Origin of the sequence: Anaerostipes sp. CAG:276, assembly GCF_000432215.1 — a bacterium.
Taxonomy (GTDB): domain Bacteria; phylum Bacillota; class Clostridia; order Lachnospirales; family Lachnospiraceae; genus Anaerostipes; species Anaerostipes caccae.
The window spans coordinates 1-9,862 of record NZ_FR889186.1; the positions used below are offsets into that span (position 1 = coordinate 1).

Sequence of the window (9,862 nt, forward strand, 5' to 3'; positions counted from 1 at the left end):
CAGTTTTTTGTCCATGTTTAACATAACAACTATCTCCTTTTTAATTAACAGATTTCAATTGTTCCGCCGGCCTGAAGGTCAGCCTCTGTGAGTTTATTTCCTTCCAGCATGATGCATCCCGGGCGTTCCGCCTCACTTCCCCCTTTAAAACTCAGAGTACAGTGTCCTAACTCTGCCAAAGTGTGAGGAGCTTCACTGCCCACGGCGCTGATCTTAAACTCTTTGCCGCAGATCGTCATAGTGTCTCCGACTTCCGGCACAGCCCTTAATTCAGCCTTCGTATGAAGGACAGAAAGTTCTGCCAGTTCAGGCGGTGCATCTTCGTTAAAAATGATAATAAAGTTCATATCTTCATCGGCCAGGAACGCCAGAGCATCCGGTCCCAGACCTGTGATGGTTGACTGGTATTTCATATGTTTCTTTTTACCTCCGTTTTTAGTACATTCCGATACTGAAGGCGAATGCGATCAATACGGCTAAAGGTCCGGTTACGATTCTTGAGAATAATACGGCCGGAACACCCATTTCGATGGTCTCTGGCTCTGATTCTCCAAGGCTCAGTCCAACCGGTACGAAGTCGGCACCAACCTGTGCATCGATAGCAAACAGTGCTGGCAGTGCATACTGCGGCGGGATGTTTCCAAGAGCAAACTGTGCTCCCAAAAGAGTTCCGACTACCTGTGCAATAACGGCTCCAGGTCCAAGGATCGGAGACAAGAACGGCAGGGCACACACGAAGGAAATACCAAGCATTCCCGGCAAGGTACTGCATAATGGAGAGATCGTCTTTGCGATGACATTTCCTAATCCGCTGGCACTGATGATACCCAAAAGGGTACTCGTAAATGCCATGAACGGCAGCACGTTTTTGATGATCATCTCGATGGTCTCACGACCAGCCTGGAAGAACTTGCTGACAACGTTTCCAACGCCTTTTCCGATCTTAACGATGATTCCTTCTTTTTTGCCGCTGTTTGCAGCTGCAATCTCTTCTTTCGCCTGGTCTTTGGATTTTGGTCCGTCCTCTGCAGCTGCTGGTTTGGCTGTTTCCGTTACACCTTTATAGTCAGATTCCACGATACATTTTTCTGTCACTGCGGACACGTAAATCTCCGGAGTGATAAACTGTGCGAGCGGTCCTGCCTGCCCTACTGGCATCAGGTTAACGGTAAAGATCCCTTTCTTCGGGTAAACGCCGCATCTTGCGGTTCCTCCGCAGTCCACTACGGCGACCAGCACTTCCTCGTCCGGCGCTGTTGTCTTAAATCCGTCTAACGCTTCTCCGCCAGTCATATCTGCGATCTTCTGAGCTACCGGGTGGATTCCTCCGCCGGTTACACTTAAGATCTTGTGGCATTTTTCTGTTGCAGTGATTGTCAGGGGTCCTCCCCAACCGCCGTCTCCGGCCTTGATTGTAATTGTTTTATACATACTGGATCCCCCTTTCCGTTACTTGCTTGCTTTTCCGGTCATTCTGAAGTAGATCTGCTCTGTCAGCAGTCCACGGATCAGAATAACGATTACACCGACGATAAAGTATCTCACGGCAAGTCCTCCGATGGACAGGCCGAGCTTCGTGATACCGGCTGAAATACCGGTGTATACAAACAGCTCGCCGGGGTTTGCATGTGGGAAAAGTCCGGTAACAGGATGTACAAAACTTACACAGGAGTCATAATAAGCAGGTTTGTATTTTTCTTCTACGAAACGTCCGAAGGTATAACACATCGGGTTTCCTAAGAACAGCACCGCGATGATCGGAAGCAGTGTATAGCGAAGTACTGCAAATCTGGTCAGCTTCTGTGCGAAGCGTTCCACCCTCTCTTCTCCGATCAGCTTGATCACTGAGTTAACGGCTGTCATCAGGCAAACAACCAGCGGGATGATTCCGGTAACCCATCCCATAAATGTGGTACCGCCCTCCTGGAATAACTTTATAAATCCATTGGCAGCGTTAGATATGATTTCCATATTTTCTCCTCCTTCTTAATTGAAATATATCAATTTCTCCTATATATATAAAATATTGTCAGACAAAATTTCCAAAAAAGAAAAACCAATCTAAAACATGCTTTTGGGCCCTCAAAACAAGTTCAGTCAGTCTTCTTTTTGCAGTCTTGTCAGTCTATATATATATTCCAAAGCAATGCTAAAGGGTCGCCCCCTGAAGCCGCATATCCAGAGCTTCCAGTGCCCGGATATATCCTTTGTAATATTTTCTTTTTTTCTTATCCATTCCCCGGAATACATCCAGGTGTTCATAAATACTCGTTCCCACCATCTCCTTGTCAAGAATCTTGGTGATCGGTTTAAACTTGGTAAGGAAACTCAGTCCCTCCATGATTTCCCCTCCGGTGATGATACCGCTGCTGTCACACGCGATCATCACAATATTTCCCGAAAGAAATCTTCCCTTCTTCTGGCCGATCCCGACGTTTCCAAGCTGATGAACTCTCCTCACCGCTCTGCGGTAATCCTTAACCTGAAAGTATCCCCCTACAGCCTGCACAACAAACAATACAAAGATAACTAATAAAAATACCGAAATTCCCTGCATCTTTAAATGTACCCCTTTCTCATAACAGCTTTTCAGCGCACTCGTTATTTGTGATCAGCATATTGACATACCCTCCGCGGATGGCTCCTTTCACGGCTTCCGCCCGGTTGGCGCCGCCTGCAATGGCAATACGGTTTCTGATCTTTTTAATCATCGGGAATGTCATTCCCGCAACTCTCTCGTTAAACTGCTGAAACGGTTCCGCATTTCCTTCTTTGTCAAAGAACTGAAGGGCAATGTCCCCTGCAACTCCCTGCTCGACATACTGGTCCATCTCCTCCTTGGTCAAGTAACCCGCCTGGATCAGGGTGGAGCCTCCGCTTTGAGGAATTCCCACTCCCATGACGATGGTGTCCAGCTTCTTAAAATCTTCAAAAATATAGTTCACAGACTTTTCTTTTAAAAAGTATTCCATGACCTTCCGTTCAGAAAAAACCGCCGGTGAAAGAAACTGGGTGTAAGTCCCGCCAAATTTCTTTGCAAATTCCTTTGCGATCTGATTGGCCTGCACATCTACTTTTGAAACAGTTCCCTGGCTGACTCCGCCGAGGATCGGGACGAACATATAGTGATTCTCCTTAGAAAATGCACGGTTGGTGCGGGCTACGTTGTGCAGGGTGAATCCCATGGAAACCCCTATGTAATCCCCGTCCTTAAAATACTGTGAAAGAAACAGTGCCGCCTTCTCATACAGCCTGGATATGGAATCTGTCTTTGTGTCCAGCGGGCTGCTCTCTACTACGACAACTTCCTTTAAACCATATTTTCGTTCCAGTGCTTTTTCCAGCTTGCCATACGAAAACTGTACCGGATTGATGACTTCGACTCTTACGATACCGCTTTCCTTGCCTTTCTGAAGCATTCTTGAAACCGTTGCTCTGGAAATCCCAAGGTAATCGCTGATATCCTGCTGCTTCATATCATCTTCATAATATAAGCTGCAGCATTTGTAAATCAATCTCCAATCATCCACTATCTTTTTCATATGTTTTCTCCTGTTTGTATGAATGCCCATCCCATGATGCCATAAATTGTATTAATTATCATGCAATAACTCTATCAAAATCTTAAATCTTTATCAATGCAATTTCGTTGAACAAATGTCGAAGTAGACTTTTTTGAAACATAAACTTTTACATTTGTTCTAAAAATTCGTTAAAAAAATGACAGATATAATTGTACAGTATTTTATACAAATAAATCAAGTGATTGTATACAGCCACTGGTAACTATGTTAATTTTTTAACCTTTTTTCGTGCTTTTTTTGTTTAATTCTTCTGACTTTTTCACTTGCCAAGTCTGGAAACTTCTCTGTTCAGAAAATACTTCCATTTATACAAACAAAAAACCGGTGAGCAAGTACCGGTTTTTTTCATCATTGATTCGTATGTTCAATCACAGATGTCTTTATATTAATATCTCAGGATATTTTTTTGTAACAATTTTAAATGCTTCATCCGCTACGTCAAAAGTATACTGCAAATCCTCGTCCGTCATAACCGTATTGGTAAACATATTATTGAAACACCCCTTCTTACCATCTCCCCCGTTCTTTGCGAAAAAAGCCCAGTCTGCACAGTTGACCGTCTCCACCAGTTTTCCACACATTCGATCATAATCGGAGATACAAGAAATTTTCAGTCCTATGCAGGCAATATTCGGGCAGTCACCGTAGATCATCTGTACCGCTTCAATCATGCTGCGCCCGATACTGTTATTTGTAATAACTTTCACTGACGAGGAATCCATATCCATTTTAACTGACCTTTAGCTCTGCAAACACTTCTCCAATATGTTCTCTGTCTGCCTGATAATCACAGCAGATGACAATAAAACATCGAGAATCCCCTTTGTCCGCTACCTCCCCTATATCTTTTGCTGTCTTCCTAATATATCCATTTCATTATACATCATATCGACACATTAAAAAATCCTGCCAACAGTTGAAACGCCTGTTGACAGGATTTTTTCATAAATCTCTTAATTAAATTTATTTAATTTTTTTCTTAGTTTTGATACAAGGCAGCTATGTCATGAATTCTGCGTTTCATTTCTTCGCGGATATGTGATGGCTCTAAACACTCGCATTTATCCCCGAAACTTAAAAGAATATCGTAGTAGTATTCGTTCTCTATGAAGGGAAAGCTGACAATGTAATGCTCTTCACCGGCTGGTGAAAAATCTTCATAAGAGCAAAAATCAAGCACTCTATCCATCACAGATTTATGAATTCGGATTTTGATTTCTGTTTGCAAAGTCTCCAACGTATCTGTAAAGTCTAAAATTGGTTTTTGATAATCTCGAAGTGCGAAAGTTTCCTCTTGCATTTGTAGGTTTGACATACGAGATAGTCTGAATAAACGAAAATCTTTTCTTTTATGGCAATATCCTTGTAAATACCAATGACTGCTTTTCATTACAAGCTGATACGGCTCAACTGTTCGCGTGGTGCTTTTTCCGCGGTGGGCTATATATTCAAACGAAAGTAGTTTATTTTCCTGCAAAGCTGATTTGATAATTTCTAAATATGTTTGTATGTTGCTGTTACCCAGCCATGGACTTAAATCTATACATATTTGATTTAATTTTAATTCAATATCTTTCGCTCTGTCGGCAGGGATAAAACTTTTTACTTTCGCAAGAGCATGCACCAGTTCATCACCCCGGACTATATTGGAAAGACTGGAAAGCCCCATCAGAAGAGCGGAAAGGTCAGCAGTAGAAAAGACCTTTTTATCAATCTTGTATTCCGGCATGATTTCAAAGCCGCCGCCTACTCCCGCAGCTCCGCGGACAGGAATGCCTGCCATGTTAATAGCGTCTATGTCGCGGTAGATTGTGCGGGGTGAAACTTCAAACATATCTGCTAACGCCTGTGCGCCTATACGTTTTTTATCAAGGAGTATCATAATAATACTGACCAGTCTGTCTACTTTCATTTAATAATCGCCTTTCGATTTAGATTATGGCCATAATGTTGTCAACAATTACATAGTACAATGATGAAGCAAACAAATCAATGAAACAATGAAAATGGAGGAAATTTATGTTTACAATTTATGTTTATGTTCTTGATACTTTAGCCGACTGGGAACTGGGACATGTTATTTCGGAGCTTAATTCCGAAAGATTTTTCAAAAAGGGCGCGCAACATGTATCGCTTAAAATGGTCAGCTATTCTAGGGAACCAATCCATACAATGGGCGGGCTGACCATCGTGCCGGATTGCTTAATTAATGATATTGTTGTGAGTAAAACAAGTATGTTGCTCTTGCCGGGAGCAGATACATGGAACGACCCAAAGCATGTCGCTGTCATCGAGAAAGCAAGTGAATTTCTTACTTTAGGTGCTGCGGTATGTGCAATTTGCGGGGCTACTGCAGCGCTTGCCAACTTTGGGCTATTAGATCAGCGTCCGCATACCAGTAACGGGCCGGGATTTCTTGAAATGGTTTCTCCTGATTATAACGGACAAAGTTTTTATATAGACAAGCCATCAGTAGCAGAAAACAACCTTATTACTGCAAGCTGCACCGGGGCTTTGTTGTGGACAAAACACATTATTGAGTATTTAGATGTTTTTCAATCAGACACATTGGAATCGTGGTACAAATACTTCAGTACCGGTGAACCTCAATATTTCTTTGCACTTATGCAGACTTTGCCGTCTGAAAAAGGATGATATCAGTATTAAAGATCAAAAAGAACCGATCCCCCTAAGGCATCAGTTCTTCCTGTTCATTGATCCTCTGACAAAGCGTCGAGTATCTCTTCTGTTCATTTACATTCTGAATCATCTGCTGTACCGTTGACTTCCGGCCCACCATCGTAATACACTGCTTCGCCCGGGTCACTCCGGTGTAGAGAAGATTTCTGTTAAACAAAACTCTCGGTCCCGTAAGCAGCGGCATGACCACTGCCGGATACTCACTTCCCTGTGACTTGTGGATCGTCACCGCATAGGCCAGTTCCAGCTCATCCAGCATGGAATAAGAATATTCCGCCACTCTGATGTCGTCAAAGACTACGGTGACTTTCTCCGTGTAGTCATTGATCCTTGTGATCCGTCCGATATCGCCGTTGAAGACGCCTTTGCCCTCTTCCACGGTAAATCCCTTCTCATTCTTTACTTCCCACTCCATCTGGTAATTGTTCTTGATCTGCATGACCTTGTCGCCTTCACGGAACAGACAGGAAACCGCCTGTTTCTCCTGCTTTTCCTCCGCCGGAGGATTCAGGTATTCCTGGAGAACTTCGTTGAGCTTATCGACACCCAGTTCCCCCTTGCGCATAGGGGTCAGCACCTGAATGTCATACGGCTTGGCATTTACATAAGCCGGCAGCTTATCTCTCACCAGGTATACTAAAACACCTAAAATATCTCCGAGCCTCTCTCTCTCAAGAAAGAAAAAGTCCCTGCTCTTATTATCGAGCTCAATAGACTTCCCCTCATTGATCCTGTGGGCGTTGCTTACAATATGGCTGGCTTCATCCTGCCGGAAAATCTGATTCAGTTCCACCACCTTAAAAGATCCGGAAGCAATCATATCCTTCAGCACATTTCCCGGGCCGACGGAAGGAAGCTGGTTGGCATCCCCCACAAACACAAACCTTGTACCCGGAACCGCAGCGCTTAAAAGGGAATTCATCAGAAAAATATCCACCATAGACATCTCATCCACGATGATCACATCCGTTTCAATAGGATTCGCGGCATTCCGTTCAAACTTCATGCTGTCCCCGCTGCTGGAATCCCCATTCAATTCCAACAGACGGTGGATCGTGGTCGCCTCATATCCGGTAGCCTCTGTCATCCGTTTTGCCGCCCTCCCCGTGGGGGCCACGAGTCTGATATCCAGAGTTTCAGACTCAAAGTAGCGGATCATTCCGTTGATGGTCGTCGTCTTACCCGTTCCCGGGCCTCCGGTCAGAATCACGACTCCATTTTCGGCGACGGCTTCTATGGCTTCTTTCTGTTTCTCCGCAAAGGTAATCTGAAGACCGTCTTCAATCTTTGCGATCATAGTCCTCACCTCGGAAACAGACACATCGTAAGTCATATTGAGATCGCACAGCATCCTGGCCGTGTTAAGTTCCAGATAATACTGGGCCGCCCCATAAATTCTTGTCTGGTCCTCCTCTTCTTTTATAATAATCTTTTTCTCAATCATCATGTCCAGAAGATGAGGCTCGATCATCTCCTCTTCCACCTCAAGCATCCTTGAAGTATTTCTTAAAAGGATTTCTTTGGGCAGATAAATATGCCCTGATGCAAGACCCTGCATCAGAGTATAAAAAATGCCCGATATGATCCGGTAATCCGAACTGCTGCCGATACCAACCTGCCTGGCGATTTCATCAGCAATCTTAAATCCTACGCCTTCTATATCATCCGCCATCTGATATGGATTGTTCTGGATCACCCCGTACAGCTTATCGCCGTACTCCTTAAAAATCTTCACCGCCAGATTAGTGGTAATCCCATAGCCAGACAGAAACATCATGGCCTGGCGCATTTCCTGCTTCTCAGAAAACTCCACCGCGATGCTGCGTGCTCTCTTTTCGGTGACTCCCTTTACCTCCGCAAGCCTCTCCGGTTCCTCCTCGATAATGCGGAACGTGTCCATCTTAAACTTTTTGACGATTCTCTTGGCGATCGCCGGGCCAACCCCTTTGATTGCCCCGGAGCCCAGATACCGTTCCATGCTCTGAATGTCATCCGGCATCGTAACTTCATAGGAAGTCATCTGAAATTGTGGGCCATGGACCGGATGTTCCACATATTCCCCTTCCAGTTCCATATACTCGCCTTCGTGCAGAAATTGGAATACCCCGACTACAGTCTCCTCATCGCCGTCCATATCAAGACTCAGCACCGTATATCCATTGTCCTCATTTCGAAAACGGACATGATCAACATATCCGGAAATCCGTCCCATACTTCTCCCCTCCTTTACACAAACGCCCGGCGTAACAAAACAACCAGGATAAAATACCCTGGTTGTCCTCTGCCGGCTTAAAAAAGCGCTGAAAAAACTAAGTGATTATTTCTCGCCCTTTTTGTCTTCTCCGGATAAAAATTCAATGTATTTTCCAGTACCGATGGCAACTGCTGTCAGTGGATCTTCTGCTGTCATCGTGTTGATTCCTGTCTTAGATTCGATCAGTTCTTCCAGACCCTGGATCAGAGATCCTCCTCCGGTCAGAACGATCCCGCGGTCTGAGATATCGGCCGCAAGCTCAGGCGGAGTTCTCTCCAGTACGTTGTGAACAGCATCTACGATCTGGTAAGCAGGCTCTCTTAAAGCCTCTTCTGTCTCTTCGGATGTAACAGTCACGGTCTTTGGGAGTCCTGTCACAAGGTTTCTTCCGCGGACATCCATCGTCGCATTTTCCGGACGTTTGTAGACAGTGCCGATGTTGATCTTAATGTCCTCAGCAGTACGCTCACCGATCAGTAAGTTATGTTTTTTGCGCATGTAGCGCACGATTGCCTCATCAAAATCATCTCCGGCAACCTTGATGGAAGTGCTGACAACGACTCCTCCAAGAGAAATAACAGCGATGTCGGCTGTTCCTCCCCCGATGTCCACGATCATATTTCCGCATGGCTTTGCGATATCGATTCCGGCGCCGATGGCTGCCGCAACAGGTTCTTCAATAATGGATACTTCCCTTGCACCTGCCTGGTAGGTCGCATCCTCAACTGCCTTTTTCTCTACTTCCGTGGCACCGCTCGGCACACACACGCTGATGCGCGGCTTCCGTCCGAAAATAGACTTTCCGACGGTGCGGTTGATAAAGTAGCTTAACATCTTTTCTGTCACTGTATAGTCAGAAATTACACCCTGGCGCAGCGGACGCACTGCAACGATATTCCCCGGTGTTCTTCCCAGCATCAGACGGGCTTCTTCCCCGATTGCCTTGATCTTGTTTGTATCTCTGTCAAATGCCACTACAGATGGCTCTTTTAAAACGACTCCTTTGCCCTTTGCGTAAACCAGGACGCTGGCCGTACCTAAATCAATTCCGATATCTGAACCTGCCATGTTTCAAAATTCCCCTTTCGAATTTTCTATTATTATCATTATGTTAAATGTCAATTATTCGTATACACGCTCTTTTTAATTATAAACAAAGTCAGAAAAATTTCAATTGTTTTTTACGTATTCCAACAAAATTCAGCAAAAATTAAGATTTCTGAAATATCTATACTGATTCCCACCTGCCTGAGGCTCCGCATGGCAGAACCAAGCCATTTGAAGAAACCGGAAGCCCGATCTCATCTGCCGTCACTTTCCCGCC

General features: G+C 44.7%; 10 protein-coding genes and 1 pseudogene. 1 reads left to right on the forward strand and 10 read right to left on the reverse strand.

The window, feature by feature from the left end; translation table 11 throughout:
- Positions 1 to 44 precede the first annotated feature (44 nt).
- From QVP35_RS07490 to QVP35_RS07520, 7 genes are all read right to left on the reverse strand, one after another.
- Positions 45 to 413, reverse strand: coding sequence for a PTS glucitol/sorbitol transporter subunit IIA (locus QVP35_RS07490; RefSeq protein WP_006568341.1), 369 nt, complete (start codon positions 411 to 413; stop codon positions 45 to 47).
- Between the two features lie 22 nt (positions 414 to 435).
- Entirely contained in the window at positions 436 to 1,431 is a 996-nt protein-coding gene (srlE, locus tag QVP35_RS07495) for a PTS glucitol/sorbitol transporter subunit IIB (RefSeq protein ID WP_009290059.1), read from the reverse strand.
- 18 nt (positions 1,432 to 1,449) lie between these two features.
- Positions 1,450 to 1,971, reverse strand: coding sequence for a PTS glucitol/sorbitol transporter subunit IIC (gene srlA / locus QVP35_RS07500; protein WP_006568345.1), 522 nt, complete (start codon positions 1,969 to 1,971; stop codon positions 1,450 to 1,452).
- A 178-nt stretch (positions 1,972 to 2,149) separates the two neighbouring features.
- The gene (locus QVP35_RS07505) at positions 2,150 to 2,557 is read right to left on the reverse strand and encodes a transcriptional regulator GutM (protein WP_009290060.1); all 408 of its coding nucleotides are present in this window, start codon (positions 2,555 to 2,557) and stop codon (positions 2,150 to 2,152) included.
- A 19-nt stretch (positions 2,558 to 2,576) separates the two neighbouring features.
- Positions 2,577 to 3,542 (reverse strand): sugar-binding transcriptional regulator, encoded by a 966-nt coding sequence (locus tag QVP35_RS07510; protein WP_009290061.1) that lies wholly within the window; start codon positions 3,540 to 3,542, stop codon positions 2,577 to 2,579.
- A gap of 422 nt (positions 3,543 to 3,964) precedes the next feature.
- Complete coding sequence (locus tag QVP35_RS07515; protein ID WP_147342248.1) at positions 3,965 to 4,291, reverse strand: hypothetical protein; 327 nt, start codon at positions 4,289 to 4,291, stop codon at positions 3,965 to 3,967.
- Positions 4,292 to 4,563: 272 nt separating this feature from the next.
- The gene (locus QVP35_RS07520) at positions 4,564 to 5,496 is read right to left on the reverse strand and encodes a helix-turn-helix transcriptional regulator (RefSeq protein ID WP_022260975.1); all 933 of its coding nucleotides are present in this window, start codon (positions 5,494 to 5,496) and stop codon (positions 4,564 to 4,566) included.
- A 107-nt stretch (positions 5,497 to 5,603) separates the two neighbouring features.
- On the opposite strand from QVP35_RS07520, the gene QVP35_RS07525 reads away from it, so the two are divergent.
- The gene (locus QVP35_RS07525) at positions 5,604 to 6,239 is read left to right on the forward strand and encodes a DJ-1/PfpI family protein (protein WP_022260976.1); all 636 of its coding nucleotides are present in this window, start codon (positions 5,604 to 5,606) and stop codon (positions 6,237 to 6,239) included.
- A 34-nt stretch (positions 6,240 to 6,273) separates the two neighbouring features.
- Here the strand turns inward: QVP35_RS07525 and recD2 are convergent, their stop codons facing one another.
- From recD2 to QVP35_RS16590, 3 genes and pseudogenes are all read right to left on the reverse strand, one after another.
- Positions 6,274 to 8,496 carry an SF1B family DNA helicase RecD2 gene (gene recD2 / locus QVP35_RS07530; RefSeq protein ID WP_006568323.1) on the reverse strand — a complete coding sequence of 741 codons (2,223 nt, stop codon included), beginning with the start codon at positions 8,494 to 8,496 and terminating at the stop codon, positions 6,274 to 6,276.
- A 105-nt stretch (positions 8,497 to 8,601) separates the two neighbouring features.
- Positions 8,602 to 9,606 (reverse strand): rod shape-determining protein, encoded by a 1,005-nt coding sequence (locus QVP35_RS07535; RefSeq protein WP_006568322.1) that lies wholly within the window; start codon positions 9,604 to 9,606, stop codon positions 8,602 to 8,604.
- A 160-nt stretch (positions 9,607 to 9,766) separates the two neighbouring features.
- Positions 9,767 to 9,862 (reverse strand): annotated as a pseudogene (locus tag QVP35_RS16590) (SAM-dependent methyltransferase); the annotation flags it as partial.